This window comes from Nitratireductor mangrovi, from assembly GCF_007922615.2.
Classification (GTDB): Bacteria; Pseudomonadota; Alphaproteobacteria; order Rhizobiales; family Rhizobiaceae; genus Mangrovimarina; species Mangrovimarina mangrovi.
Genome location: NZ_CP042301.2, coordinates 2,053,186 through 2,079,075, shown reverse-complemented (window position 1 = coordinate 2,079,075; position 25,890 = coordinate 2,053,186). Strand labels below are relative to the sequence as shown.

Genomic DNA, 25,890 nt, shown 5'->3' with positions numbered 1-25,890 from the left:
GGGAGACTTCCGCATGCACCACCTCACCAAGACCGCACTTCTGGCCATGGCCGTCGGTTTCTCCGGTTCTGCCTTCGCGCAGACCAAGTGGGAAATGCCGGTGCCTTATGGCGACACCAATTTCCACACCCGGAACATCGTCCAGTTTGCCGACGACGTGAAGGCCGCCACCAATGGCGGGCTCGAGATCACGGTGCACTCCGGCGGCTCGCTGTTCAAGCATCCCGACATCAAGAACGCAGTGCGCCAGGGCCTAGCACAGATCGGCGAGATTCTCGGCTCGCGCCTTTCCAATGAAGACCCCGTCTACGAGGTCGATTCGATCCCCTTCGTGGCGACCAGCTATGACGATGCCAGGAAGCTCTACGCGGCTTCAAAGGAGACGCTTGCCGCGAAGCTGCAGGAGCAGGGCCTGCAACTGTTGTTCTCGGTGCCGTGGCCGCCGCAGGGTATCTATACCAAGAAGGAGATTTCGTCGGTCGATGACCTGAAGGGCCTGAAGATGCGCGCTTACAACGCCGCCACCGAGCGCCTGGCACAACTTGCCGGTGCCTTGCCGACCCAGGTCGAGGTGCCGGACCTGCCGACCGCCTTCGCCACCGGTCGTGTCGAGGCCATGATCACCTCACCCTCGACCGGCGCGAATTCGCAGGTCTGGGATTTCCTGTCGCATTACTCCGACGCCCAGGCATGGCTGCCGCGCAACATCGTCTTCGTCAACCAGGCCGCCTTCGACGCCTTGCCCGAGGATCAGCGGAACGCCGTGATCGAGGCTGCAGCCGCCGCCGAGACGCGCGGCTGGGAAGCTTCGGTCAAGGAGACGGATGAAAAGACCCAGGTGCTGAAGGACAATGGCATCGCCGTTTCGGCACCGAGCGAAGAGCTCAAGAAGGGGCTGACCGAGATCGGGGCCCAGATGGCCGCCGAGTGGGCCGAAAAGGCGGGCGACGAAGGCAAGGCCATCCTCGACGCCTACAACAACTGACCGCTTTGACATTCCCGGACGGTGTGTAACCGTCCGGGTCTCATGCGCCCGGCGGGCCCATCCGCCGAGGCGGACAATCGTCGAAGCGGGGATTATGACGATGCGTCAATTTCTCGACCGCGTGTACGGCCTCGCCGAATGGCTGGCCATGGCTGCGCTGTGCCTGATCGCGCTGCTGGTGTTTGCGCAGGTGGCGGGACGGGTCACCGATGCCGGGCTGGCATTGTTCGGCCTGCCACCATACGGCTTCCTCGTGCCGTCGCTGGCCGAGATCGCCGGCTTTCTGCTCGTGGCGGCTTCGTTCCTGGCTCTGGCCGGCTCGTTGCGCGGCGGCGTGCAGATCCGCGTCACACTGGCGATCGGGCACCTGCCGCCAGCGGCGAGACGGGCTTTCGAGGTCGCGGTGCTGGCGCTGGCGGCCGCCGTCGCCGGTTTCTTCTTCTGGTACGCTGTGCGGCTCTCCGCCGACAGCCTCCGCTTCAACGAGGTCTCATACGGCATTGTCGCCATCCCGCTGTGGATTCCGCAGGCGGCGATGGCAGCGGGTATCGGCGTGTTCACGGTCGCGTTGCTCGACGATCTGACGGCGGCGCTGACGGGGCGGGAGCCGTCCTATGTCACGGCCGCTCCTGACGTTACCGCAGGCGAGGAATTCTGATGGACCTCCTGACCATCTCCCTGACGCTTGGCGTCATCCTGCTCCTGTTGCTGGCCTCGGGCCTCTGGGTCGCGCTGGCGCTCATGGTGGCCGGGCTTGCGGCCATCTTCCTGATGGTTCCGGTGCCGCCGGGCGCGGTGATGGCCACTACCGTCTGGGGGGCGATCAACTCCTGGGACCTTGCCGCGCTGCCGATGTTCGTCTGGATGGGCGAAATCCTGTTCCGGACCAGGCTGGCCGAGGACATGTTCGCCGGCCTCGCCCCCTGGATGCGCCGGCTGCCCGGCCGGCTGCTGCACGTCAACATACTAGGTTGTGCCATCTTCGCCGCCGTTTCGGGGTCGTCCGCCGCTACCACCGCCACGATTGGCCGCATGTCGCTGCCAGAACTTGACAGGCGCGGATACGACGAGCGCATGGCCATCGGCTCGCTGGCCGGGTCGGGAACGCTCGGCCTGCTCATTCCGCCGTCGATCATCCTGATCGTCTACGGGGCCGCGACCGAGCAATCGATCGCGCGGCTGTTCATCGCCGGCATCGTGCCGGGCCTGATGCTGGCCGCACTGTTCATGGGCTATACGGCGGTCTGGGCGCTGTTCAACGCCAGCCGCATGCCGGATCCGGATCCACGTGTGCCCTATCTGCAAAGGCTCTGGCAGACGCGGCGGCTCTTCCCGATCCTGGCATTGATCGCGGGCGTCATCGGCTCGATCTATGGGGGCTTCGCCTCGCCGACCGAAGCGGCTGTGGTGGGCGTCGTCCTGTCGCTCCTCCTGTCGTGGTTCACGGGCACGCTTGACCATTCGACCTTCGTGGAGGCGCTGCGCAACGCTTCGCGCACGTCCTGCATGATCGTGCTCATTCTGGCCGGCGCCTCGGTGCTCACAGTGGCGATGGGCTATACCGGCATTCCGCGCGCGCTCGCTGAGTTCATCGCCGGCATGGACCTGTCACCGTACGCGCTTCTGGCGGCGCTGACGCTTTTCTTCGTGGTCCTGGGCTGTTTCCTCGACGGCATTTCCATCGTCGTGCTGACCGCCTCGGTCATCCTGCCGATGGTCGAGGCGGCCGGCCTCGACATCATCTGGTTCGGCATCTACCTCGTGCTGGTGGTCGAGATGAGCCAGATCACCCCGCCGGTCGGCTTCAACCTCTTCGTGATCCAGGGGCTTACCGGCCAGAATATCCTCAAGGTGGCGGGAATGACGCTGCCCTTCTTCCTGATGATGATCGTCGCCGTCGCGCTGATCGTCCTGTTTCCACAACTGGCGCTGTGGCTGCCGCAGACGATGCTGGCGAGGTGACGATGTCGGAACCGGTAAAACGCGGTGTCGGGCCGGTCGTGACGGCCGCCCATCTGGCCGCCGGCGCCATGCCGGCGCTGTCGGAGATAGAGTTCGCGATGACCTTGATGCACCATTCCTTCGAGCGCTGGATGGTGCGTTGCATGGCGGCGGCCGGCGTGCCGGGACTGCAGCCGGTGGCGGTGCATCTGCTGCATGCCGTCAATCATCGCGGCCGCGAAAAGACACTCGGCGAACTGTGCATGATGTTCAACATCGAGGACGTGCACGTGGTCTCCTACGCGATCAAGAAGCTGGCCGCGATCGGCCTGGTCAAGACCGGTCGGCGCGGCAAGGAGAAGACGGTCAGGGCGACGCCGGCGGGTATCGCCGCCTGCGACCGTTACCACGAGGTGCGCGAGGCGCTGCTGGTTGCGAGCATGAAGCGCCTCAATCTCGACGAGCAGGCGCTGTCGGGCATCGCCGCCATGATGCGCGCGGTCTCGGGGCAGTACGACCAGGCCGCACGCAGCGCGACCAGCCTTTGAAGTGCCGGCGCCGGGTGTTGGGAACGACCGGTACTCCGGTTACGGATTGTGTCCGGCGGTAAGGCGAAGTGACGAAACGAATCTCCTGACCGGGCATTTCCCCGGCGACCGCCCGAACAACGGGTCATGGAGAGGAAGGAGTACGTCATGAAGAAACTGATCATCGCCTCCACGTCGGCGCTTGCCCTGCTCGGCCTTGCCGCCTGCAGCGACAACACCGACATGACCACCACGCAGAGCACGGAGCCGGAGGTGCAGGAGACGCTGCCCCTGGAGCCGACCGATCCCAACGCGGTTCCGCTCGAGGAGGAGAACGCTCCGGCGACGGACGACACCACGACGCAGAGCGTCGAGCCTGATCAGGACGAGGCCGCGCCGGCCGAGACCGAGGCGGCTCCCGAGCAGCCTGCCGAGGAAGAGGAAATTCGTCCGGCCGAATAATCACGGATTTCGGTGAGTTTTCCACGAGAAAGCCGGCCTCGCGCCGGCTTTTTCCGTGGTTCTTGCCGCAGAACCCGGGAATAATTTTGCCGCTTTCGGCCAAATACGATTGAGCGAGCCTGCGACCCATGATCGCCGGAGCAGAACTGCACTCGCCACCGCCGCCGATTCCGACTAGACAGTCCCCATGTCGATCTGGGGTCGATTTGGCGATTTCATCTCCCGGGTGACGGCGGGCGCCGTCTCGGGCGTTTCCGACGTGGTCGAGGCGGTGCGCACCGCCTTCGAAGGCGATCCCGAACTGCGGCGCAAGGTTGCGTTCTCGATCGCCATGATCGCGCTTTCAGCCAAGATGGCCAAGGCCGACGGCATTGTGACGCAAGACGAAGTGCGCGCCTTCCACGAGATCTTCGCGGTTCCCCAGGAACAGCAGCGCAACGTGGCGCGGCTCTACGATCTGGCGATGACCGACACCGCCGGCTTCGAGGCCTATGCCGAGCGCATGGCCAGGCTGTGCGGGTCCGGCGCACCCAATTGCCAGATGCTCGAGGACATTCTCGACGGATTGTTCCACATCGCCAAGGCGGATGGCTATCTGCACGAGCGCGAGGTCGCCTTCCTGCGCCGCATCGCCGAAATCTTCGTCATTGATGAGGGCCGGTTCGAGGCGATCCTGGCGCGCCACGCCATGACCGGCCCCGACGATCCTTATGTCGTGCTGGGAGTCACCCGCGACGCGCCATTCGACGAGATCCGCGCCCGCTACCGCAAACTGGTGGCGGAAGGCCACCCGGACCGGCTGATCGCGCGCGGGGTGCCGGAGGAGTTCGTCGCCATCGCCAATGACCGCATCGCCGCGGTCAATGCCGCCTTCGAGGCGATCGAGCGCGGCCGCGTCAGCGCATGAGCGGCTTTGCCGCCGACTTTCGCGGCGCGCGTGTCCGACCTTCACCGAATTTCGGGCAGAGGGTCGCGGTCACGGCGCCCGACATGATCCTTTTGCACTATACGGGCATGGAAAGCGCGCAGGGCGCGGAAGACTGGCTGTGTGATGAACGCAGTGGCGTCTCCAGTCATTATCTGGTCCACGAGGACGGCGCGGTCGTGCAGATGGTGCCGGAGGCCGCGAGGGCCTGGCATGCCGGCAAGAGTTCCTGGCAAGGCGAGACCGACATCAATTCGCGCTCGGTCGGCATCGAGATCGTCAATCCTGGTCACTTCCTTGGCTATCCGGACTTTCCGGCGGTTCAGATCGACGCCGTGATCGCGCTTTGCCGCGATGTTGCAGCGCGGCATGCTGTCGCGCCCGAGCGCGTGCTGGCTCATTCCGACGTGGCTGTCGGCCGCAAGATCGATCCCGGGGAAAAGTTTCCGTGGGACCTCCTGCATGCGGCCGGCGTCGGCCATCTGGTGACGCCGTCGCCGATCGCGGACGCCGAAGAGACCAAGCCCGGGAGCGAAGGTTTCGCGGTCAAGGGCATACAAGAGCAATTGCGTCTCTATGGGTATGATATTGAAACAACAGGTATTTTCGACGAAAGGACGAGGGTGGTCGTCGAGGCCTTCCAGCGCCATTTCAGGCCGAGCCGTGTCGACGGCGTTGCCGATCGCTCCACGCAGGAAACGCTCGCACGGCTGATCGATACGCTCGATCGTGCCGTTGCGTAAGATGCGACGTTTCGCCGTTAGCGTGTAACAGGCCGACAACAAATTTGAGCTTGACGGACATCTTTGACGCCCAATCGCCCGGCAATCGGCGGTCATTCGCGTCCGGGCGCAATCCTTTGTGTTGGCCCGGGCAAAAGAAACGGAGCGGCCTGGAGCGGGACCGCCAAGCCTGAGACAACAGCCATAACATGAAGAAAAGCAGCCTGATTTCGGCGATCCTCGTCGCTGGACTGACGATCCCTGTTGCCTACGCGCAGGAACAGCCGACGAGCCGCCGGCCGGCCGATATGGAAAAGGCCTTCGCCGAGGCGGGCAAGGCGGCCGACCGGAAGGACACGAAGAAGGGATCGGCAACGGAGCCGAGCGGGGACGATATCCGCTATGCCACCAGCTACGCCAGGGCGCATGCCGAGAGCGCTGGCAGCCGCGCAATCGAGAAGGCGACAGATGGGAAGCTCAGCGGCGCCGACGACCCCATGAGTCCCCGCAGTAACCGGGATGAAGCCGAGCCTCAGCGCCCGCGGCCGATCGCCGAAGGCAAGGAAGAGGTGCGCTACGCGACGAGCTACGCCAAGGCGGCGGCCGAAAGCGCTGGCAGCGAGGCGATCGACAACGTGCTGACCGGCTCGGTGCGGCGGCCCGATGCCGTCGCCAAGGTCGCCCGGAGCAGCAGTAAGGAGAAGGCTGCCCGCACGACCAAACAGGCGCCGGGCAAGGCGGACAAGGCTGCGGCCAAGCCCGTGGTCGTCGCCAAGGGCAGCTACGGAGGCATCATCAGCCGCTACGCGGCGAGCTATGGCGTGCCCGTTTCGCTGGCCACGGCCGTGGTCCGCGTGGAGAGCAACTTCCGTCCCAATGCGCGCGGCCGGGCGGGCGAGATCGGCCTGATGCAGATCAAGCCGGCGACGGCGCGCATGATGGGTTATTCGGGATCTGCCAAGGGTCTCTACCACCCCGAAACCAATATCAAATATGGCATGAAGTACCTGGGCCAGGCCCACAAGCTCGGCGGCGGGTCCACCTGCGGCACGATCCTCAAATACAATGCCGGTCACGGCGCCAAGCGCATGAACCGCATCTCGGCCGCCTATTGCGCCAAGGTGAAGCGCCACCTGAAGGGGTGACCGCGATCGCGCGGGCGAAAGCGTCTTCGCACTTGCGTTTTCGCCCGCGGATGCCTTTATGCGCAGTGCCAGTCGGCCGGGCGGCCGCGCTTGCAAACGCCGAAAGGCTGCAAGCGAGGAAAGTCCGGGCTCCATGGAAACACGGTGCCGGTAAATGACCGGCGGGGGCGACCCCAGGGAAAGCGCCACAGAAAGCAAACCGCCCCGCCTGCAAATCGGCCGCCGGCATGCCGGCCGCTTTGCCGGCGGGGCAAGGGTGAAAGGGTGGGGTAAGAGCCCACCGCGCTTCTGGCAACAGAAGTGGCACGGCAAGCCCCACCGGGAGCAAGACCGAATAGGGATGGCGTGGAAGGCAACTTCCGGGCGGTTTCCGGCCCAGTCATCCGGGTTGGTTGCTTGAGGCGGACAGCAATGTCCGTCCCAGAGGAATGGCCGCCACGTTCCGGCGCCTCAGGGTGCCGGGGCCATACAGAACCCGGCTTACAGGCCGACTGGTATTTTTCCTTTCAGATCAGCGCTGTGGCGGCGGTGCTGTCGAAGGTGATTCAGGGCCTTTGCAATCCGATTCAAGCAGGCCGGGCAAATCACTGCCCGGCGGCTTCGAGCGCCGCTTCGATCGCACCCCACAGTTCCTCAACAGGCTCGCAGCCGACCGACAGGCGCACGAAGCCGGGATCGACGGCGTCGCCCCAGCGCGCCCGGCGTTCGGCCGAGGTGTGAACGCCGCCGAAAGAGGTCGCTGGCTGGATGAGGGCGCACTGGTCGATGAAGGCCTCGGCCCGGTCCATCGAACCAAGTGTCAGCCCGACCAGGAAGCCGAAACGCTCCATCTGCGCGCGGGCGAGGTTGTGGGCCGGGTCGTCTTCCAGTCCCGGATAGCGGACGGCTCTTACGGCGGCGTGCTCTCTCAGGCGGCGCGCGATGAGTTCTGCCGAGGCGCACATGCGATCGAAGCGCAGTTCCAGCGTTTCCAGACCGCGGTGGACAAGCCAGGCCTCGAATGGCCCCGGGATGCCGCCGGCGAGCTTGCGCCAGTCGGTCACCGCCTCGATGATGGCCGGGTCGCGGCTCGCGACGTGCCCGAAAAGCGTATCCGAATGGCCGTTCGGTGCCTTTGTGTCGGCGGCCACGAGCGCGTCGATGCCAAGGTCGAGCGGACGCTGGCCGTAGGGTGTCATGGTGGTGTTGTCGGCGACGGTGATGGCGCCGGCGGCGCGCGCCTCGCTGGCGACAGCCGCGATATCGCAGATGTCGAGACCCGGATTGGCGGGTGTCTCGACAAAGACGAGCCGGTACCCAGCGAACCCGCCGTCGAGGAAAGTTGCCGTCGGCCGTGTCTCGGCCGCGATACCCATCGGTGTCAGGAACCGGTCCGCCAGCACGCGGGTCGTGTAGTAGCCGTCAGCCGGCAGCAAGACCTTGTCGCCGCTCTTCAGCAATCCGAAGAAGACCGCCGAGATCGCCGCCATGCCCGAGGGAAAGGCGACGGCGGTCGCGCCTTCCAGATGCGAGAGCAGCTTTTCCACAGCATCCCAGGTCGGATTGGTGAAGCGGCCGTACTGGCTGAAGCCGGTCGGGTCACCGGGCACGTGGAACATCGCCGCCATCGTCAGCGGCAGCGGAACGGGGTCGCCCTTCCTGAGCGTTTCGCGGCGCAGATGGGGCAGGCGCGCGGCGCGGCTTTTAGACGTTTCGCTCATGGCGGAGATTTCCGGAACCGAGGTGACAGGCGCATCGGCGCGCGCCTTCCTGGCAGGCTTAGTAGTCCCGCAAAGCGGGCTCGTGCAAGGCGCCATGGCGAGTCCTAACGCTTCGTTAGGCTTAACAAGGCACAAATACGGGGCGAACCGGAAAAATGCGCCGCAAAAGCGGCTCTGCGGGGAGATAAACGGGACGTTCCCATTGACGCCCATATTGGCCCATGATATCCCAAAATCACATTCCGATCTTCGTTCCAGTGACGAGTTCAGCGTCGAAAAAGCCGGCCGCTACGGGGGCGGACGGCTGGCGGCGCTTTGTTGCTGGCGGGGTCCCGGGCGGCGGCGACTGGGGACCGTGCTGCGGCGCGGACGATGTGATGAAGGCAAGCGCGGCGGCGAAGGCGGCTGTATCGAGTCATGGACCGTTTTCTGTCGAGTTCCATCAACCGGATCGATTCAAAGGGGCGGGTCTCCGTGCCGGCACATTTCCGTACGGTGTTGCAGAAGCGCGGCTTTTCGGAGCTCTACGCGTTGAGGGCGCTGGACGTGCCGGCGCTGGATGTTGGCGGGCTCGATCTGCTCGATCGCTACGAGGCGCGGATCGGGGAGGAGGATCCGTTCCTGCAGACCGCCGACGACATGTCGTTCTTCTGCCATGGCGACGGGGCGTTCCTGAAGATCGATCGCGAGGGGCGCATCCAGGTGTCCGATTTCCTGCGCGAACATACGGGTATCGATGCGGATGTCGCTTTTGTGGGGCGGGGGCATTTCTTCCAGATGTGGGAGCCGGGCAGGCTGCGTTCTTATGGTGCAGAGGTGAGGGCGCGGCTCCTGAAGCTCCGGCAGTCCGCCGCAGAAAAACGGTCGAGCGGGGATCGGGAATGATGGCGGGCCCCGGTGCCCGTGAGGACGCCGGTGGCGGACCGGCTCGCCACATTCCGGTTCTGCTCGATGAGGTTCTGAACGCCCTGCGGATCAAGCCGGGCGCGGTGATTGTCGACGGTACCTTCGGGGCCGGCGGTTATTCGGCGGCATTGCTCGAGGCGGGCGCGAATGTGATCGCCATCGACCGCGATCCCGACGCGATCAAGGCGGGCAGGGAACTGTCAACGGCTTCCGGCGGCAAATTGCGGCTGGTCGAGGGGCGCTTTTCCGACCTCGACCGGATCGCTGCCGAGGCGGTCGACGGCGTCGTGCTCGACATCGGCGTCTCCTCCATGCAACTCGACCAGGCCGAACGCGGCTTTTCCTTCCGACGCGACGGGCCACTCGACATGCGCATGGAAAAGGCGGGGCCTTCCGCGGCCGAGATCGTCAATACGCTCAAGGCGGCCGATCTGGCGCGCATTTTCGGCATTCTCGGCGAGGAGCGGCATGCCGGCCGCATCGCGCGGATGATCGAAAAGCGCCGCGCCCATCGTCCTTTCATGCGCACGCTCGACCTTGCCGATGCGATCGAGGCACTGGTCGGCCGCCATCCGCGCGACAAGATCCATCCGGCCACCCGTGCCTTCCAGGGCCTGCGCATCTTCGTCAACGACGAACTCGGCGAATTGGCGAAGGCGCTGTTTGCCGCCGAGCGTGCGCTGCGCCCGGGCGGCCGGCTGGCCGTCGTCACCTTCCATTCGCTCGAAGACCGGATCGTGAAGCGCTTCCTGTCCGATCGCGCCGGCGGCGGCGGCGGCTCGCGCCACCTGCCCGAGGCGGCGCCCAAGCCTGAGCTCTTCGAAAAGCCCGACCGGATGGTCGCGGCGTCGGACCACGAAGCGGCACGCAACCCGCGCGCCCGCTCCGCGAAATTGCGCGCCGCAACGCGGACGGCAACGCCGCCAGGGGCGGAGGACCATTCGATTTTCGGCCTGCCGTCGCTGCCGGCGGTAGCCCGCGGACAGGAGAGGAACTAGGCCCGTGTTTCGGACCACAGACATCGTCCTGATCGCGGTCATGGTTTCGGCGGCCGCCTTCACCTACAAGACCAAGCACGAGGCGGAGAACCAACTCGCCGAGTTGCGCAAGGTCGAGTCGCAATTGCGGCTGGAGCAGGAGACGATCGACCTGCTCAAGGCTGACTGGAGCGTTCTGACGCAGCCTGCGCGCCTGCAGCAATTGGCAGAGATATACCAGGAAGAACTCAAGTTGGCGCCGGTCGAGCCACAGCAGATCGCAACGCCCGCCGAGCTTCCGGCGCCGCCGGTGGAAATGGAGGCGTCGCCGTCGAAGCCGCTCGGCGGCATGGCCGATACCGGCGCGGACGGCGTCGTCACCGGGAGCACCACGCAATGAGGCTTCTGCGCGATCTTGGCGCCATGCTGAGGCCTGGCGCGGTGCAGGCCACCGCTGTAAGCCGTGGCGGCATCGTCGTGGAAGGGGCACGCAAGTCGACCGGCGGCCGCGCCCGCTCGCGGGTGCTGATGGCCATGGGCATTTTCATGATGCTTTACGGCGTCATCGCCGGGCGGCTTGTCTATCTCGGCCTTCAGGACGTGCAGGAAAGCTATTTCCCTGGCGCCGACCGGCTGCTCGCGGCCCGGCCGGACATCGTCGACCGCAACGGGCAGGTGCTGGCGACCGACATCAAATCGGCATCACTGTTCGCCGAGCCAAGGCGGATCGTCGATCCCGACGAGGCGGTTGAACTGCTGACCACCGTCCTGCCGTCGCTCGACTACGAGCAGACATACTCCAGGCTCAGCAGCCAGGCCGGCTTTGCATGGCTGAAGCGCGAGATCACACCCAAGCAGCAGAACGAGATATTGCAACTCGGTATCCCGGGCATCGGCTTCCGCCCGGAAAAGCGGCGCTTCTATCCCGGCGGGCCGACCGCGGCGCATATCCTGGGGCTGGTCAATATCGACAATCAGGGCATTGCCGGCATCGAGAAATATGTCGACGATCACGGCCTTGCGGACCTCCGGTCGGCCGGTCTGGTGAGTAACGCCGATCTCGAACCGGTCAGGCTCTCCGTCGACCTGCGTGTCCAGCATATCGTTCGTGACGAACTTGCCGGGGCCATGGAACGCTATCAGGCGGTGGCTGCGGGCGCCGTGATCCTCAAGGTCGACACCGGCGAGGTCATCGCCATGGCGTCGCTGCCCGATTTCGACCCCAACAATCCGGTGACGGCGCATGAAAAGGACCGGCTCAACCGGATGTCGGCGGGCCTGTTCGAGATGGGGTCGACGATCAAGAGCTTTACCACCGCGATGGTGCTGGATTCCGGCAAGGCCAACCTGAACAGCACCTTCGACGCCACGCGTCCGCTGCAGATCGGCGGCCATACCATCCGCGACTTCCACGGCAAGGGGCGCGTGCTGACCGTGCCCGAGGTCTTCATCTACTCGTCAAACATCGCCTCGGGACGCATGGCCGAGGCGGTCGGCATCGACGGGCACCGCGCTTTCCTGAAGCGCATCGGGCTGCTCGACCGCATGCGCACCGAACTGCCGGAAGTGGCCACGCCCACCGAACCTGCGACCTGGAAGCGCATCAACTCGATCACCATCTCCTTCGGCCACGGCATGTCGACGACTCCGCTCCAGACGGCGGTGGCGGCGGCGGCGCTGATGAATGGCGGCAAGCTGATCCAGCCGACCTTCCTGCCGCGCACGAGGGAGGAGGCAGATGCGATCGCCGAACAGGTGATCAAACCGCAAACCAGCGAGGCGATGCGGTACCTCTACCGGCTCAACGCGGAGAAGGGCTCCGGCCGGCGCGCCGAGGTCGAAGGCTACCGCGTCGGCGGCAAGACCGGCACGGCGGAAAAGGTGGTCAACGGGCGCTATTCCAAGAACAAGCGCTTCAATGCCTTCCTGGCCGCGCTGCCGATGGAAAACCCCCAATATGTGGTATTGGCGATCGTCGATGAGCCGAAGCCCGAGCGGCCCGGAATCGGCGCGACCGCCGGCCTCAATGCGGCCCCGGTTGTCGCCAATATCATCCGGCGGGCCGCGCCGCTGCTTGGCGTGAAGCCGGTTTTCGGCCAAGAAGGCGAAGCGCTGCTCGTCTCGCACTAGTGATTCTGGGCCGGCCGCCGGCACAGATACGGAATTTCATGAAGCTCAGCGATCTCGCCGATATCCTGCCTGACCAGACTTTGCCCGCGGGCGAAGCGCGGTTGGCGGGGATCACGTCGGATTCGCGCGCGGTCGGGCCGGGTTTCCTGTTCGCGGCCCTGAAAGGGACCAAGACCGACGGGCTGGCGTTTGCGCTACAGGCGCAGGAACGCGGTGCTGCGGCGGTACTGGCGGGTCCGGGCGGGGCGCCAGAGGGGCTGACCATCCCGCTGATCCAGGTAGCCGATCCGCGGCGGGCGCTGGCGTTGGCCGCGGCGCGTTTTTATGGCCGCCAACCGGCGACGATGGTCGCGGTCACGGGAACGGCCGGCAAGACCTCGGTCGCTTCCTTCGTGCGCCAGATCTGGGAGCGGACCGGACGGCAGGCGGCAAGCATCGGCACCACGGGGCTCGTCGCGCCCGGGCGTGCAGAATACGGATCGCTGACGACGCCGGACCCGGTGGCGCTGCACCGGCTTCTGGCCGAACTCGCCGATGCCGGCGTCACCCATGCCTCGATGGAAGCCTCCAGCCACGGGCTCGACCAGCGCCGCCTCGACGGCGTGCGGCTGGCGGCCGGCGCCTTCACCAATCTCGGCCGCGACCATCTCGACTATCACCCGACAATCGAGGATTACCACCGCGCCAAGCTGCGCCTGTTCGACACGCTGCTGCCGAAGGGGGCGCCAGCCGTGATCTTTTCCGACAATGCGTGGTCAAAGGCGACGATGGACGCGGCACGCGCGGCCGGTCGCGAGGTCATGACAGTGGGCCGTAGCGGCACGCTGCTGGCGCTGAAGCGCGTCGAGCACGAGCGCCACCGCCAGCGGGCCGAGATTGCATTCGGCAGCGATATCTTCGAGATCGTGCTGCCGCTTGCCGGCGACTTCCAGATCGCCAACGCACTGGTAGCGGCCGGCCTGGCGGTGGCCACCGGCACCGGCGCGGCCGACGCGCTGTTCGCGCTCGAACATCTGCGCGGCGCCTCGGGGCGGCTCGAACTCGTCGGCCAGACTGCGAAAGGAGCGCCGGTCTATGTCGACTATGCCCACAAGCCGGACGCACTCGAGAATGCGCTCGCAGCGGTGCGGCCATTCACCACCGGGCGCGTCATCGTCGTCTTCGGTTGTGGCGGCGACCGCGACCGCGGCAAGCGCCCGATCATGGGCGAGATCGCCACGCGGCTTGCCGATGTCACCATCGTTACCGACGACAATCCGCGCTCCGAGGTGCCGGCAGAAATTCGCGCTGCGATCATGGCAGCCGCACCCGGCGCCATGGAGATCGGCGACCGGCGCGAGGCGATTCGCGCTGCCGTAACCATGCTTGATGCCGGCGACACGCTGGTGGTCGCCGGCAAGGGCCATGAAGAAGGCCAGACGGTCGGCGAGGTCACCCATCACTTCTCCGATCATGAGGAAGTCAAAAAGGCACTCGCGGAGTTGGCGGCATGAGCGCGCTCTGGACCGGCGAGGCGATGATCGCGGCTATGGGCGGGCGGCCGCTGGGCCAGTTGCCGGCAACGGTATCGGGGATCTCGATCGACAGCCGGACCCTTGAGCCGGGCGAGGCGTTTTTCGCCATCAAGGGCGAGAAGTTTGACGGCCACGACTTCGCCACCGCGGCGATGGCGGCGGGGGCGGGGCTGTTGGTCGTCGCGGAAGGCCGCCTGCCGGGCCTCGGTCGGCTGACGCGGCCGATGATCGTCGTCGACGATGTGCTGAAGGCGCTAGAGAAGCTCGCCGTTGCCGCGCGGGTGCGCTCGAAGGCCAAGATCGTCGCGGTCACAGGTTCGGCCGGCAAGACGACCACCAAGGAAGCGCTGCGCCGGGCGCTGTCGGCCACCGGCTCGGTGCATGCCGCCGAGCGGTCCTTCAACAATCACTGGGGCGTGCCGCTGACCCTGGCGCGGCTGCCCGAGGATGCCGATTTCGGCGTTTTCGAGATCGGCATGAACCATGCCGGCGAGATCCGCCCGCTGGTCAAGCTGGTGCGCCCGCACGTCGCGATCGTGACCGTGATCGCGGCGGCCCATCTCGGGCATTTCCATTCGCTCGACGACATTGCCCGCGCCAAGGCCGAAATCTTCGAAGGGGTGGAAGCCGGCGGCCATGCGCTCATCAATCGCGACGACCAGCGCTGGCGCATCCTGAAGAAGCTCGCGGCCGACGCGAAGGTGGCGCATATACATGGCTTCGGCGAACATGCCCGCGCCGACTACAAGCTCCTGCAGTGCAATCTGAAGGGCGACCATTCGACGATCACCGCACGCATCGGCGGCGAGGAAGTCTACGCCCGCATCGGGGCGCCGGGCCGCCACATCGTGCAAAATGCGCTGGCAGTGCTGGGAGCAGCTCACCTGGCCGGCGCGGACGTTGCCCGCGCCGCCGCGGCGCTCGGCGGTTTCGCGGCCGAGAAGGGCCGCGGCGCGCGTCACCGGCTGGCACATCCGGACGGGGCGATCACGGTGATCGACGAGAGCTACAACGCCAACCCGGCCTCGATGCGCGCGGCGATCGCGCTGCTGGAAAGGACCGAGATCGGCGCCGGTGGGCGGCGGATCGCCGTGCTGGGCGACATGCTCGAGCTCGGCAGCCATTCCAAGAAGCTCCATGCCGGGCTCGCCGAGGCGATCACGGAGGCCAAGCTCGACCGGGTCTATCTGGCCGGCGAGGCGATGGCCGCGTTGCGCGACGCCCTTGCGCAGCAGGTCGAGGTCGAATACCGCGAGAAGCGCGAAGATCTGGCGCCGGTGCTGGTCGCCGGCGTCAAGGGCGGCGACGCCGTGATGATCAAATCCTCGTTGCGACTGGGCTTCGCGAAGCTCGTCGAAGCGCTGACCGAGAAATATCCCGCCGAGGGGCAAGAAATGGCGGCGCACGAGGAATGAACCGGGGGACACCGACCAAATGCTCACCCTGCTCGTAGGCGCCGCGGACCAGGTCTCGGTCTTCAACGTCTTTCGCTACATCACTTTCCGCACCGGCGGGGCGTTGATCACCTCGGCGCTGATCGTGTTCATGTTCGGCCCGGTGATCATCAACTCGCTCAGAACCCGCCAGGGCCGCGGCCAGCCGATCCGCGCCGACGGGCCGCAGACACATTTCAAGAAGGCCGGCACGCCGACAATGGGCGGTCTGATGATCCTGACCGGCATCATCCTGTCGTCGCTGCTATGGGCCAACCTTTCCAGCGTCTATGTCTGGACGGTGTTGATCGTGACGCTGAGCTTCGGCGCGATCGGCTTCTACGATGATTACAAGAAGGTCACAAAGCAGTCGCATCTGGGCATTTCCGGGAAGCTGCGGCTCGCGACCGAATTTCTGATCGCCGGCCTCGCCGCGTGGATCATCATGCGAGCCGGGCAGGGGCCGTTCTCTTCCTCGCTGACCTTCCCCTTCTTCAAGGACCTGATCGTCAATCTCGGCATCTTCTTTGTGCCGTTCGCAGCCTTCGTGGTGGTCGGGGCCGGTAATGCGGTGAATTTGACCGACGGGCTCGACGGCCTCGCCATCGTGCCGGTGATGATCGCGGCGTCGTCCTTCGGAGTCATCGCCTATTTGTCGGGCAATGCGGTTTTCGCCGACTACCTGCAGATTCACTTCGTACCGGGCACCGGTGAACTCGCGGTCGTGCTCGGCGCGGTGATCGGGGCCGGGCTCGGCTTCCTCTGGTTCAACGCCCCGCCTGCGGCGATCTTCATGGGCGACACCGGCTCGCTGGCGCTGGGCGGCCTAATCGGCACGATCGCTATCGCCACCAAGCACGAGATCGTGCTCGCCATTATCGGCGGCCTGTTCGTGATGGAGGCGCTTTCGGTGATTATCCAGGTCGCCGCCTTCCGCATGACCGGCAAGCGCGTGTTCCTGATGGCGCCGATCCATCACCATTTTGAGAAGATGGGCTGGACCGAGAGCCAGATCGTGATCCGGTTCTGGATCATTGCCGTCATCCTCGCCCTCATCGGCCTTTCGACCCTGAAGCTGAGATAGGCGATGATCCCGGCGCGCAGCTTCGAGGGCAGGTCGGTCGCGCTTTTCGGCCTCGGCGGGTCGGGTGTAGCGACGGCGAAGGCTTTGGCGGCCGGTGGCGCCGCCGTGACGGCCTGGGACGACAATCCCGAAAGCGTGTGCAAGGCCGAACGGGAAGGCCTTCAGACCGCCAACCTTCGCGGCGCCGACTGGTCGACCTTCTCGTCACTGGTGCTGTCGCCTGGCGTGCCGCTGACCCATCCCAAGCCGCACTGGAGCGTGGAACTGGCGCGCGCGGCCGATGTCGAGATCATCGGCGACGTGGAACTGTTTTCGCGCGAGCGGACGGCGAGGGCGCCTGGTGCCCCGTTCATCGCGGTGACCGGAACCAATGGCAAATCGACAACCACCGCGCTGACCGGCCATATCCTCAGGGCCGCGGGTCGCGACACCCAGGTCGGCGGCAATATCGGGCGCGCGGTAATGACGCTCGATCCGCCCGAGCCGACGCGCAACTATGTGGTGGAATGCTCCTCCTACCAGATCGACCTCGCACCTTCGATCAATCCGAGCGCCGGCATCCTGCTCAACATTACGCCGGACCACCTCGACCGGCACGGCACCATGCAGCATTACGCCTCGATCAAGGAGCGGCTGGTGGCCGGCAGCGAAACCGCCATAGTCGGCGTCGACGATATCTGGAGTGCGCAAATCGCCGACCGGCTGGAGCGCACCGGTCGCGAAGTGGTGCGCATTTCCAAGCGGCTTGCGCTGACCGGCGGGCTCTACGCCGACGGAACGGAACTGATGCAGGCGCGCGACGGCAAGATCAGGAAAGTGGCTTCGCTGGAAGGCATCTGCTCGCTGCGCGGTCAGCACAACGCCCAGAACGCGCTGGCCGCACTGGCAGCCTGCCTTAAGGTCGGGCTCAAGCACGACGAAATCCAGGCGGGTCTTTCGACGTTTCCTGGCCTCGCGCATCGCATGGAGCAGGTCGCCCGCAAGGGCAATGTGTTGTTCGTCAACGATTCCAAGGCCACCAACGCCGACGCGGCGGCACCGGCACTGTCGAGCTTCCCGCGCATCTACTGGATCGCCGGTGGGCTAGCCAAGGAGGGCGGCATCGAACCTCTCCGCGGCTTCTTTCCGCGCATCGCCAAGGCCTACCTGATCGGCGAAGCGGCGCCGGCATTTTCCGCCACGCTCGGAGACGACGTGGCCTATGAGATATCGGGGACACTCGACGCCGCGGTCGCGCATGCCGCGGCCGATGCGGCAAAGGATGGCGCGGTTGAGGCGGTCGTACTCCTGTCCCCGGCTTGCGCAAGCTTCGACCAGTACAGGAACTTCGAGGTGCGCGGTGATTCGTTCAGGCAGGCTGTCGCCGCGCTTGCGGGGGTCGACATGATCGGAGGGACGAACTGATGGTGAGTCGCGTCGACAAGGGGCCGGTCGCCAATTGGTGGTGGACGATCGACCGGTGGTTTCTCGCCGCGTTCCTGAGCCTCATGGTTCTGGGCGTTGTCCTGTCCTTTGCCGCGAGCCCGGCTGTCGCCGAACGCATCGGGCTGTCGGAGTTCCATTTCGTCGAGCGCCAGATCATCTTCATGCTGCCGGCGGTCGGCGCCATGCTCGGTGTCTCCTTCCTGTCGCCGCGCAATGTGCGCCGGCTGGCACTGCTCATGCTCGCCGGCTCGCTGGTGATGATGGTCGCGGTGCTTTTCATCGGGGTCGAGGTGAAGGGCGCGCGGCGCTGGATTTCCATCCTCGGTATCTCGGTGCAGCCGTCGGAATTCCTCAAGCCGGCCTTCGTGATCATCTGCGCCTGGCTCTTCGCCGAACATGCGCGTCAGCCCGACATTCCCGGCAATCTGTTCGCGGTGATCCTGCTTGGGCTGGCGCTGGCGCTGCTGATTGCCCAGCCCGACCTCGGCCAGACCATCCTGGTTCTGGGCACCTGGGGGGCGATGTTCTTCATGGCCGGCATGCCATGGCTGTGGATAGGCGTCCTCGGCGGGCTCGGGATCGCCGGGGCAGCAACCGCCTATTCGATCTTCCCGCATGTGGCCGACCGCGTCGACCGCTTCATCACCGGCGAAGGCGATACCTTTCAGGTCGATACCGGCCGCGAGGCCATCATCCGCGGCGGCTGGTGGGGCGAGGGCCCGGGCGAAGGTACGGTCAAGCGCATCCTGCCCGACAGCCATACCGATTTCATCTTCGCCGTCGCGGCCGAGGAGTTCGGCATCGTGCTCTGCTTCCTGATCGTCGGCCTGTTCGCCTTCGTGGTCCTGCGCGGGCTCAAATCGGCGCTGCGCGAGGAGGACGATTTCACGCGCTATTCGGTCGCCGGGCTGGTGGTGCTGCTGGGTTTCCAATCGGTGATCAACATTGCGGTCAATCTCCAGCTCATGCCGGCCAAGGGCATGACGCTACCGTTCATTTCCTATGGCGGCTCGTCGCTGATCGCGATGGCGATTTCCATGGGCATGATGCTGGCGCTGACGAGGCGGCGGCCGGAACGCCGCAAGACCTCCGATTTCCCCTTCGCGGGCGCTTACGCGGCCGAGTAGATGACGAAAGGGGTGATCCTGCTTTCGGCTGGCGGCACCGGCGGGCACCTGTTCCCGGCCGAGGCGCTGGCGCATGAACTCGCGGCGTGCGGCTGGTCGGTGCATCTGGCGACCGACGACCGCGCTGCGCGCTATGCCGGCGCGTTCCCCGCCGAGGCCACGCACACCATTGCCTCGGCGACGATCGGCTCGAAAAACCCGCTCAAGGTCGCGCAGGCATTCTGGTCACTGTGGCGTGGCTTCCGCGAGGCATCGGTGCTGATGCAGCGCCTGAAACCCAAGGCCGTGGTCGGCTTTGGCGGCTATCCGACGCTGCCGCCCGTCTTTGCCGCGACGCGACGCGGCATCCCCACGGTCATCCACGAGCAGAATGCCGTGATGGGCCGCGCCAACAAGGCACTGGCCGGCCGGGTCACGGCGATTGCCGGCGGTTTCCTGAGGGCCGGCGGCGCGTTCGGAGAGCGGATCGTCGAGACCGGCAACCCGGTGCGGCCGGCGGTGATAGCGGCGGCTGCAACCGCATACGCGCCGCCGGCCATTGACAGGCCGTTCAACCTGCTGGTCTTTGGCGGCAGCCAGGGCGCGCAGTATTTTTCCGAGGCTCTGCCGCCAGCGGTGGCAGCCTTGCCCGAGACGTTGCGCCGGCGACTGCGCCTTACCCAGCAGGCGCGTCCGGAGGACGAGGCGCAGGTACGCGAGATCTACCGCGACATGGCGGTATCGGCGGAAGTATCGCCCTTCTTCACCGATCTGGCCGAGCGCATGGCCGCGGCACATCTGGTGATCTCGCGTTCGGGCGCATCGACCGTTTCCGAAATCGCCGCCATCGGCCGGCCGGCGATCCTTGTACCCTATCCCTATGCGCTCGACCACGATCAGGCCGCCAACGCCGCCGCGCTCGCCGCCGCCGGCGGAGCCGAGGTTCATCCACAGGCGGAGTTGTCGCCGGAGCGGCTGGCGGGGTTGATCGCCGGGCTTGCGGCGGAGCCGGTACGTCTCGAAAATATGGCGAAAGCGGCAAGATCGGCCGGGCGGCCCGATGCTACACGGTTGCTCGCCGAACTGACGGAAGCTATTGCCTCTGGCCGGTCGGCAAGCGAATTCAGACAAGGAGCCGCATCATGAAGATGCCGGAGACGATCGGTCTCGTCCATTTCATCGGTATCGGCGGCATCGGCATGAGCGGCATCGCCGAGGCGCTCAACAATCTCGGCTATCAGGTGCAGGGCTCCGACCAGGCCGACAATGCCAATGTGCAGCGCCTGCGCGAAAAGGGCATCAAGGTCTTTGTCGGCCACGACGCCGCAAATCTCGGCGCCTCCGAGGTCGTCGTCGTTTCGACGGCGATCAAGAAGAGCAATCCCGAACTGGCCGCGGCGCGCGAGCGCCTGCTGCCCGTCGTGCGCCGGGCCGAGATGCTGGCCGAACTGATGCGCTTCCGCCAGGCCGTCGCCATCGGGGGCACGCACGGCAAGACGACGACTACCTCGATGGTGGCGACACTGCTCGACGCGGGCGGGCTCGACCCGACGGTCATCAATGGCGGCATCATCAACGCCTATGGTACCAATGCGCGCATGGGCGAGGGCGAGTGGATGGTGGTCGAGGCCGATGAGAGCGACGGCACCTTCCTGAAGCTGCCCGCCGAGATCGCAGTGGTCACCAATATCGATCCCGAGCATCTCGACCACTACGGCTCGTTCGACAAGGTGCGCGAGGCCTTCCGCCAGTTTGTCGAGAACGTGCCCTTCTACGGCTTCGGCGTGATGTGCATCGACCATCCGGAGGTGCAATCGTTGGTCTCGCGCATCGAGGACCGGCGCATCATCACCTATGGCGGCAACCCGCAGGCGGCGGTGCGCTTCGAGAACATTTCGAACGACGGCACCCATTCGCTGTTCGACGTCGTCATCCGCGACCGCAAGACCGGAGCTTCGAGCGAGATTCGCGGCCTGCGGCTTCCCATGCCCGGGCGCCACAACATCGCCAACGCCACCGCGGCGATCGCGGTGGCGCATGAGCTTGGCCTGTCGGCCGACGACATCCGCAAGGGGCTGATGTCCTTCGGAGGCGTCAAGCGCCGCTTCACCCCGACCGGCGAGTGGAACGGCGTGCGCATCTTCGACGATTACGGCCACCATCCGATCGAGATCGCCGCGGTCCTCGACGCGGCGCGCGAGACCTGCAAGGGCCGCGTGATCGCAATCGCCCAGCCCCACCGCTTCACGCGGCTGCGCGACCTCTTCAACGACTTCGCTTCCTGCTTCAACGATGCCGACACGGTGCTCGTCGCGCCGGTCTACACGGCCGGCGAGGACCCGATCGAAGGCGTCGACTCCGAAGCACTTGTGGCGCGGATGCGCGCCGGAGGCCATCGCGACGCGCGCGCGATTTCCGGGCCGGAGGCGATCGAGCCGATCCTGCGCGAGATCGCCCGCGAGGGCGACTACGTCATCTTTCTCGGCGCCGGCAACATCACCCAATGGGCCTACCAGTTGCCGAAGGATCTGGCGGGGGCGGCCGCATGAGTGGCGGTTCGGCGCTGCTGGACAGGCTGGGTGACAGGCTGGCGGGGCTGCGCGGGCGCATTACGCCCGATGCCGCTATGGACAAGATCACCTGGTTCCGCGCCGGGGGCACGGCGGACGCCCTGTTCCAGCCGGCCGACGAGGACGACCTTTCCGCCTTCCTGAAGTCAGTGCCACGGGAGGTGCCGGTCACCGTGGTCGGCATCGGCTCCAACCTTCTGGTGCGAGAGGGCGGTATTCGCGGCTTTGTCGTGCGGCTTTCGGCAAAGGGGTTCGGCGAGGCGAAGGCGATCGGCGAAAACCGGATCGAGGCGGGCGCGGCAACGCCCGACAAGCGGGTGGCAGCGGTCGCGCTCGAAGCGGGGCTGGGCGGCTTTCATTTCTATCACGGCATTCCCGGCGGCATCGGCGGGGCACTGCGCATGAACGCCGGCGCCAACGGCGTCGAGACCCGCGAGCGCGTCGTCGAGGTCAGGGCGCTCGACCGCGAGGGCGAGCGGCACGTGTTTTCGAATGCCGAGATGGGCTACGCCTATCGCCATTCCTCCGCTCCCGGAAATCTGATCTTCACCTCCGCGATCCTTGCCGGCGAGCCGGCGCCGCGCGAGGAGATAAGGGCGGCGATGGATGCCGTCCAGCATCACCGTGAGACCGTTCAGCCGATCCGCGAGAAGACCGGCGGCTCGACCTTCAAGAACCCCGAAGGCACGTCGGCGTGGAAAGAGGTCGACGCGGCTGGCTGCCGCGGACTGATGATCGGCGGCGCCCAGATGTCGCCCATGCACTGCAACTTCATGATCAACACCGGCACGGCGACCGGTTACGATCTCGAATTGCTAGGCGAGACCGTCCGCGCGCGCGTGCTGGAGAACTCCGGCATCCGGCTTGAATGGGAAATCAAGCGCATCGGCGACTTCAAGCCGGGCCACGAGGTCGACGAGTTTCTTGGCCAGATGCTCTGAGAGCGCCGCGATGTTGCCGTCAGCAAGGTAATTTTCTCGCCTGCGGGCTGCAAGTTCCGCCAATCCCGCAATCTGTACTTGCCAGCGGCGCAAAGCTCTGATTCCTTGGGGTTGAGCGTTTCCTGATTTGAGTCGCAACACGCGTTCACCCGCGTATCGGACTGGGGGGTCACCTGCCGGTGGACTCGGACTCAAGCCTCGACAACGCATGGATGCGGCCCGCCGGAGAAGGGGAAGTCGAGGCATGGGGAGCAAGCACGTGGCCGTTCTGATGGGGGGCTTTTCTTCCGAGCGGCCGGTGTCACTGTCCTCCGGAAATGCCTGCGCCGATGCGCTCGAGGCTGAGGGCTACCGGGTGACCCGGGTGGACGTTGCCCGTGATGTCGGCCGGGTGCTCGAGGAACTCAAGCCCGACGTTGCCTTCAATGCGCTGCACGGCCCCTATGGCGAGGACGGCACGGTGCAGGGCATCCTCGAATATCTGGAGTTGCCCTACACCCATTCCGGCGTGCTCGCCTCGGCGCTGGCAATGGACAAGGAGCGGGCCAAGGTGATCGCCAGGGCGGCCGGCATCCCGGTCGCCGAGTCCAAGGTGCGCAACCGCTTCGCGATCGGCCCCGAACATCCGATGAAGCCGCCCTACGTGGTCAAGCCGGTCAATGAAGGGTCGAGCTTCGGCGTGGTCATCGTCAGGGAGGATCAGTCGCACCCGCCGCAGGTGATCCAGTCCTCGGAGTGGAAATATGGCGACACGGTCATGGTCGAGCGTTTCATTCACGGTCGCGAACTGACCTGCGCCGTCATGGGCGACGTGGCGCTCGGCGTCACCGAGATCATCCCGGTCGGACATTCCTTCTATGATTACGACGCAAAGTACGTCGCGGGTGGATCAAATCACGAATGCCCCGCAAAAATTTCACCGAATATTTACCAAAAAATACAGACACTCGCGCTCAAGGCTCATCAAGCCATCGGCTGCCGGGGCGTGTCCCGGTCCGACTTCCGCTACGACGATCGCCATTCGGAAAATGGCGAGCTGATTTGGCTTGAAGTCAACACCCAGCCGGGCATGACGCCGACGTCGCTCGTGCCGGAACTCGCCGCGCATGCCGGTCACGATTTTGGAGAGCTCCTGCGTTGGATGGTGGAGGACGCCTCGTGTTTGCGTTGAGACCCGGCAAGAACCGCGCCGCTGGCTCCGCCGGCTGGCTGCGCATGCCCGCCGGCATCGCGGAAGGGGTTCTGCCGCGGCTCTTGAGGCGCCCGGTCAGGGCGGCGTCGCGCATCGATTTCAGCCGTATCGAAATTCCCCGCCATGCGACGGCGGCGGCAACTGCGGTGCTGTTCCTGCTCACCGGCGCCTATGGGGCGGCGCTGGGTGGACACTACCCGGCCATCGTCAAGGGTGTCACCTCGATTGGCGGCTTCGCCATCAGCGATGTGCGCATCTCCGGTCACCGCGAGACCTCCGAAATCGATATCCTGCAGCGTCTCGAGCTGGACGGCTGGACGTCACTGGTCGGTTTCGACGTCGATCACGCGCGCTCGCGCATCGCCGCGATGCCTTGGGTGCGGTCGGCGTCGGTGCGCAAGATCTATCCCGATGCCGTCGAGATCGCGATCGAGGAAAAGCAGCCTTTCGCCATCTGGCAGCGTGGCAGCGATCTCACCCTGATCGAGCGATCGGGCGCTGAAATCGCGCCCTTCCGCAGCGAGCGCTACGCCACCTTGCCGCTGGTCGTCGGTGTCGGCGCGGCGCAGAAGGCGCAGCTGATCGTGCACAAGGTCGGCCTGCACCCGGGCCTGGCCTCGCGCGTCAGGGGCTATGTCAGGGTCGCCGACCGGCGCTGGAACCTTCGGCTGGAGAACGGCATCACCGTCAAGCTGCCGGAAGACGGCGAGCGCGCCGCGTTGGCTGACCTGGCCGCGCTGGATCAGGCGCAGGGGCTGCTGTCGCGCGACATCGTCGCGGTCGACATGCGTCTCGACGACCGGCTGGTCGTGAAGCTGACGCCTGAGGCGGTGGTGCGGCGCGACGCCGCGGTGAAGGCGCGCGGCGGCAAGAAGCGACAGGGGCGGGCGATATGAGCTGGCTCGCCGGACCGCGAGGAGATACGGGCGCGCGCTCGGGTGTCGTGACCGTGCTCGACGTGGGTTCGAGCAAGATCTGCTGCATCATCGGCAAGCTCCGACCCGCGGAGACTGGCCAGTTGCTCAAGGGGCGCACGCATCAGGCCAAAGTGGTCGGCATCGGTCACCAGAAGTCACACGGGGTCAAGTCGGGCATGGTCGTCGATCTCGACCATGCCGAAAGCGCCATCAGGCTCGCCGTCGACGCCGCCGAGCGGATGGCGGGAGTGACCGTCGATTCGCTGATCGTCAACCTGTCGGCCGGCCGCTTGAAGAGCGACGTCTCGACCGCGACGGTCAATCTCGGGGGGCATGCGGCGGCCGCCGCGGATATCAAGAAAGTCCTTGCGGCCGGCGCCAAGCAGGCGCTGGAAGTCGAGCGCGAACTCGTCCATTCGCTGGCGGTCGGTTTCACGCTCGATGCCGAACGCGGCGTGCGCGACCCGCGCGGCATGATCGGCGAAACGCTGGGCGTCGACATGCATGTGCTGACGGCCGACGCGGCCCCGATCCGCAATCTCGAACTGTGCATCAACCGGGCGCATCTTTCCGTCGAGCGCATGGTGGCCACGCCATATGCAAGCGGGCTTGCAGCGCTCGTTGACGATGAGGCCGAGTTGGGCGCGGCCTGCATCGACATGGGCGGCGGCACGACAACCATTTCGGTGTTCGCCGAAGGCAAGTTCGTACATGCCGAATCTATCCCGGTCGGCGGCAGGCATGTGACGCTGGACATGGCGCGCGGCCTTTCGACCAGCGTCGAGACCGCCGAGCGGCTGAAGGTCATGCATGGCTCGGCGCTGCCGAGTGCCGCCGACGACCGTGACATCGTGAATATTCCGCCGGTCGGCGGCGACGATGGTGACGAGCCGCACCAGGTGCCGCGCTCGGTGATGGCGCGCATCATCCGCGCGCGGGTCGAGGAAACACTGGAGATCGTGCGCGAGCGGCTTAGCCGGTCCGGCTACGGCTCGACCGTCGGCAAGCGTGTGGTGCTGACTGGTGGCGCCAGCCAGTTGGCGGGGATGCCGGAGGCGGCGCGTCGCGTGCTCGGGCGCAATGTGCGCATCGGGCGGCCGCTCGGCGTGGCGGGGTTGCCGGAGGCGGCCAAGGGGCCGGCCTTCGCGGCGGCGGTCGGGCTGATGATCTATCCGCAGGTCGCCTCATTCGAAAACAACCGGGTTTCTGGATTTCTGCGCATGCGTTCAACGGGTACGGGCGGGCGGTTCCAGCGCATGGGTCAATGGCTGAGGGACAGCTTCTAACT

General features: G+C 65.9%; 24 protein-coding genes and 1 other RNA gene. 24 read left to right on the top strand and 1 reads right to left on the bottom strand.

Annotated elements, in window-relative coordinates:
* Positions 1 to 13: 13 nt before the first annotated feature.
* The 9 genes from FQ775_RS10255 to rnpB all read left to right on the top strand — a co-directional run bounded on the left by FQ775_RS10255 (position 14) and on the right by rnpB (position 7,206).
* Positions 14 to 985 (top strand): TRAP transporter substrate-binding protein, encoded by a 972-nt coding sequence (locus FQ775_RS10255; RefSeq protein WP_146297973.1) that lies wholly within the window; start codon positions 14 to 16, stop codon positions 983 to 985.
* Positions 986 to 1,085: 100 nt separating this feature from the next.
* Positions 1,086 to 1,643: a TRAP transporter small permease gene (locus FQ775_RS10250; RefSeq protein ID WP_146297972.1), complete on the top strand. Its 558-nt coding sequence runs from the start codon at positions 1,086 to 1,088 to the stop codon at positions 1,641 to 1,643.
* A complete protein-coding gene (locus FQ775_RS10245) occupies positions 1,643 to 2,947 on the top strand; it encodes a TRAP transporter large permease (protein ID WP_146297971.1) in 1,305 nt (434 codons plus the stop codon). Before FQ775_RS10250 ends, FQ775_RS10245 begins: the two co-directional genes overlap by 1 nt.
* A gap of 2 nt (positions 2,948 to 2,949) precedes the next feature.
* A complete protein-coding gene (locus FQ775_RS10240) occupies positions 2,950 to 3,474 on the top strand; it encodes a winged helix DNA-binding protein (protein ID WP_146297970.1) in 525 nt (174 codons plus the stop codon).
* Positions 3,475 to 3,621: 147 nt separating this feature from the next.
* The gene (locus FQ775_RS10235; RefSeq protein ID WP_146297969.1) at positions 3,622 to 3,915 is read left to right on the top strand and encodes a hypothetical protein; all 294 of its coding nucleotides are present in this window, start codon (positions 3,622 to 3,624) and stop codon (positions 3,913 to 3,915) included.
* A gap of 187 nt (positions 3,916 to 4,102) precedes the next feature.
* The gene (locus FQ775_RS10230; protein WP_146297968.1) at positions 4,103 to 4,822 is read left to right on the top strand and encodes a J domain-containing protein; all 720 of its coding nucleotides are present in this window, start codon (positions 4,103 to 4,105) and stop codon (positions 4,820 to 4,822) included.
* On the top strand, positions 4,819 to 5,583 hold the full coding sequence (locus tag FQ775_RS10225; protein WP_146297967.1) for an N-acetylmuramoyl-L-alanine amidase: 765 nt from the start codon (positions 4,819 to 4,821) through the stop codon (positions 5,581 to 5,583). The genes FQ775_RS10230 and FQ775_RS10225 overlap by 4 nt, the downstream gene beginning before the upstream one ends.
* Before the next feature lie 476 nt (positions 5,584 to 6,059).
* Positions 6,060 to 6,707: a lytic transglycosylase domain-containing protein gene (locus FQ775_RS23940; protein WP_432420068.1), complete on the top strand. Its 648-nt coding sequence runs from the start codon at positions 6,060 to 6,062 to the stop codon at positions 6,705 to 6,707.
* A gap of 68 nt (positions 6,708 to 6,775) precedes the next feature.
* An RNA gene (gene rnpB / locus FQ775_RS10215) (RNase P RNA component class A) lies at positions 6,776 to 7,206 on the top strand.
* Positions 7,207 to 7,291: 85 nt separating this feature from the next.
* Here rnpB and FQ775_RS10210 read toward each other — a convergent pair.
* Entirely contained in the window at positions 7,292 to 8,407 is a 1,116-nt protein-coding gene (locus FQ775_RS10210) for a cystathionine gamma-lyase (RefSeq protein WP_146297966.1), read from the bottom strand.
* A 417-nt stretch (positions 8,408 to 8,824) separates the two neighbouring features.
* On the opposite strand from FQ775_RS10210, the gene mraZ reads away from it, so the two are divergent.
* The 15 genes from mraZ (at position 8,825) to ftsA (ending at position 25,888) form a co-directional block, all read left to right on the top strand.
* Positions 8,825 to 9,292, top strand: coding sequence for a division/cell wall cluster transcriptional repressor MraZ (mraZ, locus tag FQ775_RS10205; protein ID WP_146297965.1), 468 nt, complete (start codon positions 8,825 to 8,827; stop codon positions 9,290 to 9,292).
* A complete protein-coding gene (gene rsmH, locus FQ775_RS10200; RefSeq protein ID WP_146297964.1) occupies positions 9,289 to 10,311 on the top strand; it encodes a 16S rRNA (cytosine(1402)-N(4))-methyltransferase RsmH in 1,023 nt (340 codons plus the stop codon). The genes mraZ and rsmH overlap by 4 nt, the downstream gene beginning before the upstream one ends.
* 4 nt (positions 10,312 to 10,315) lie before the next feature.
* Positions 10,316 to 10,690: a cell division protein FtsL gene (gene ftsL / locus FQ775_RS10195; RefSeq protein ID WP_146297963.1), complete on the top strand. Its 375-nt coding sequence runs from the start codon at positions 10,316 to 10,318 to the stop codon at positions 10,688 to 10,690.
* Positions 10,691 to 10,713: 23 nt separating this feature from the next.
* Positions 10,714 to 12,420 (top strand): peptidoglycan D,D-transpeptidase FtsI family protein, encoded by a 1,707-nt coding sequence (locus tag FQ775_RS10190; RefSeq protein ID WP_146301804.1) that lies wholly within the window; start codon positions 10,714 to 10,716, stop codon positions 12,418 to 12,420.
* 38 nt (positions 12,421 to 12,458) lie between these two features.
* Positions 12,459 to 13,913 (top strand): UDP-N-acetylmuramoyl-L-alanyl-D-glutamate--2,6-diaminopimelate ligase, encoded by a 1,455-nt coding sequence (locus tag FQ775_RS10185; protein ID WP_146297962.1) that lies wholly within the window; start codon positions 12,459 to 12,461, stop codon positions 13,911 to 13,913.
* Entirely contained in the window at positions 13,910 to 15,349 is a 1,440-nt protein-coding gene (locus FQ775_RS10180; RefSeq protein ID WP_146297961.1) for a UDP-N-acetylmuramoylalanyl-D-glutamyl-2,6-diaminopimelate--D-alanyl-D-alanine ligase, read from the top strand. Before FQ775_RS10185 ends, FQ775_RS10180 begins: the two co-directional genes overlap by 4 nt.
* 19 nt (positions 15,350 to 15,368) lie before the next feature.
* Entirely contained in the window at positions 15,369 to 16,451 is a 1,083-nt protein-coding gene (gene mraY / locus FQ775_RS10175; RefSeq protein ID WP_146297960.1) for a phospho-N-acetylmuramoyl-pentapeptide-transferase, read from the top strand.
* Between the two features lie 3 nt (positions 16,452 to 16,454).
* Positions 16,455 to 17,855 (top strand): UDP-N-acetylmuramoyl-L-alanine--D-glutamate ligase, encoded by a 1,401-nt coding sequence (gene murD / locus FQ775_RS10170; protein ID WP_146297959.1) that lies wholly within the window; start codon positions 16,455 to 16,457, stop codon positions 17,853 to 17,855.
* A complete protein-coding gene (gene ftsW / locus FQ775_RS10165; protein ID WP_146297958.1) occupies positions 17,855 to 19,003 on the top strand; it encodes a putative lipid II flippase FtsW in 1,149 nt (382 codons plus the stop codon). The genes murD and ftsW overlap by 1 nt, the downstream gene beginning before the upstream one ends.
* Positions 19,004 to 20,128, top strand: a complete 1,125-nt coding sequence (murG, locus tag FQ775_RS10160; protein ID WP_146297957.1) for an undecaprenyldiphospho-muramoylpentapeptide beta-N-acetylglucosaminyltransferase — start codon at positions 19,004 to 19,006, stop codon at positions 20,126 to 20,128.
* Entirely contained in the window at positions 20,125 to 21,531 is a 1,407-nt protein-coding gene (gene murC, locus FQ775_RS10155; RefSeq protein WP_146297956.1) for a UDP-N-acetylmuramate--L-alanine ligase, read from the top strand. The genes murG and murC overlap by 4 nt, the downstream gene beginning before the upstream one ends.
* On the top strand, positions 21,528 to 22,493 hold the full coding sequence (murB, locus tag FQ775_RS10150; protein WP_146297955.1) for a UDP-N-acetylmuramate dehydrogenase: 966 nt from the start codon (positions 21,528 to 21,530) through the stop codon (positions 22,491 to 22,493). The genes murC and murB overlap by 4 nt, the downstream gene beginning before the upstream one ends.
* Positions 22,494 to 22,737: 244 nt before the next feature.
* On the top strand, positions 22,738 to 23,664 hold the full coding sequence (locus tag FQ775_RS10145; protein ID WP_146297954.1) for a D-alanine--D-alanine ligase: 927 nt from the start codon (positions 22,738 to 22,740) through the stop codon (positions 23,662 to 23,664).
* Complete coding sequence (locus tag FQ775_RS10140; protein ID WP_146297953.1) at positions 23,652 to 24,581, top strand: cell division protein FtsQ/DivIB; 930 nt, start codon at positions 23,652 to 23,654, stop codon at positions 24,579 to 24,581. The genes FQ775_RS10145 and FQ775_RS10140 overlap by 13 nt, the downstream gene beginning before the upstream one ends.
* Positions 24,578 to 25,888 (top strand): cell division protein FtsA, encoded by a 1,311-nt coding sequence (ftsA, locus tag FQ775_RS10135; RefSeq protein WP_146297952.1) that lies wholly within the window; start codon positions 24,578 to 24,580, stop codon positions 25,886 to 25,888. Before FQ775_RS10140 ends, ftsA begins: the two co-directional genes overlap by 4 nt.
* Positions 25,889 to 25,890 lie beyond the last annotated feature (2 nt).

Excerpts from the sequence above, each read along its gene's own strand:
- FQ775_RS10180 (WP_146297961.1), top strand. The coding sequence starts at position 13,910 with ATGAGCGCGCTCTGGACCGGCGAGGCGATGATCGCGGCTATGGGCGGG.
- FQ775_RS10240 (WP_146297970.1), top strand. The coding sequence starts at position 2,950 with ATGTCGGAACCGGTAAAACGCGGTGTCGGGCCGGTCGTGACGGCCGCC.
- murD (WP_146297959.1), top strand. The coding sequence starts at position 16,455 with ATGATCCCGGCGCGCAGCTTCGAGGGCAGGTCGGTCGCGCTTTTCGGC.
- rsmH (WP_146297964.1), top strand. The coding sequence starts at position 9,289 with ATGATGGCGGGCCCCGGTGCCCGTGAGGACGCCGGTGGCGGACCGGCT.
- FQ775_RS10235 (WP_146297969.1), top strand. The coding sequence starts at position 3,622 with ATGAAGAAACTGATCATCGCCTCCACGTCGGCGCTTGCCCTGCTCGGC.
- FQ775_RS10250 (WP_146297972.1), top strand. The coding sequence starts at position 1,086 with ATGCGTCAATTTCTCGACCGCGTGTACGGCCTCGCCGAATGGCTGGCC.
- FQ775_RS10210 (WP_146297966.1), bottom strand. The coding sequence starts at position 8,407 with ATGAGCGAAACGTCTAAAAGCCGCGCCGCGCGCCTGCCCCATCTGCGC.
- murB (WP_146297955.1), top strand. The coding sequence starts at position 21,528 with ATGAGTGGCGGTTCGGCGCTGCTGGACAGGCTGGGTGACAGGCTGGCG.
- FQ775_RS10185 (WP_146297962.1), top strand. The coding sequence starts at position 12,459 with ATGAAGCTCAGCGATCTCGCCGATATCCTGCCTGACCAGACTTTGCCC.
- ftsA (WP_146297952.1), top strand. The coding sequence starts at position 24,578 with ATGAGCTGGCTCGCCGGACCGCGAGGAGATACGGGCGCGCGCTCGGGT.
- FQ775_RS10225 (WP_146297967.1), top strand. The coding sequence starts at position 4,819 with ATGAGCGGCTTTGCCGCCGACTTTCGCGGCGCGCGTGTCCGACCTTCA.
- ftsW (WP_146297958.1), top strand. The coding sequence starts at position 17,855 with ATGGTGAGTCGCGTCGACAAGGGGCCGGTCGCCAATTGGTGGTGGACG.
- mraY (WP_146297960.1), top strand. The coding sequence starts at position 15,369 with ATGCTCACCCTGCTCGTAGGCGCCGCGGACCAGGTCTCGGTCTTCAAC.
- FQ775_RS10230 (WP_146297968.1), top strand. The coding sequence starts at position 4,103 with ATGTCGATCTGGGGTCGATTTGGCGATTTCATCTCCCGGGTGACGGCG.
- FQ775_RS23940 (WP_432420068.1), top strand. The coding sequence starts at position 6,060 with ATGAGTCCCCGCAGTAACCGGGATGAAGCCGAGCCTCAGCGCCCGCGG.
- FQ775_RS10245 (WP_146297971.1), top strand. The coding sequence starts at position 1,643 with ATGGACCTCCTGACCATCTCCCTGACGCTTGGCGTCATCCTGCTCCTG.
- mraZ (WP_146297965.1), top strand. The coding sequence starts at position 8,825 with ATGGACCGTTTTCTGTCGAGTTCCATCAACCGGATCGATTCAAAGGGG.
- murC (WP_146297956.1), top strand. The coding sequence starts at position 20,125 with ATGAAGATGCCGGAGACGATCGGTCTCGTCCATTTCATCGGTATCGGC.
- murG (WP_146297957.1), top strand. The coding sequence starts at position 19,004 with ATGACGAAAGGGGTGATCCTGCTTTCGGCTGGCGGCACCGGCGGGCAC.
- FQ775_RS10145 (WP_146297954.1), top strand. The coding sequence starts at position 22,738 with ATGGGGAGCAAGCACGTGGCCGTTCTGATGGGGGGCTTTTCTTCCGAG.
- FQ775_RS10190 (WP_146301804.1), top strand. The coding sequence starts at position 10,714 with ATGCTGAGGCCTGGCGCGGTGCAGGCCACCGCTGTAAGCCGTGGCGGC.
- FQ775_RS10255 (WP_146297973.1), top strand. The coding sequence starts at position 14 with ATGCACCACCTCACCAAGACCGCACTTCTGGCCATGGCCGTCGGTTTC.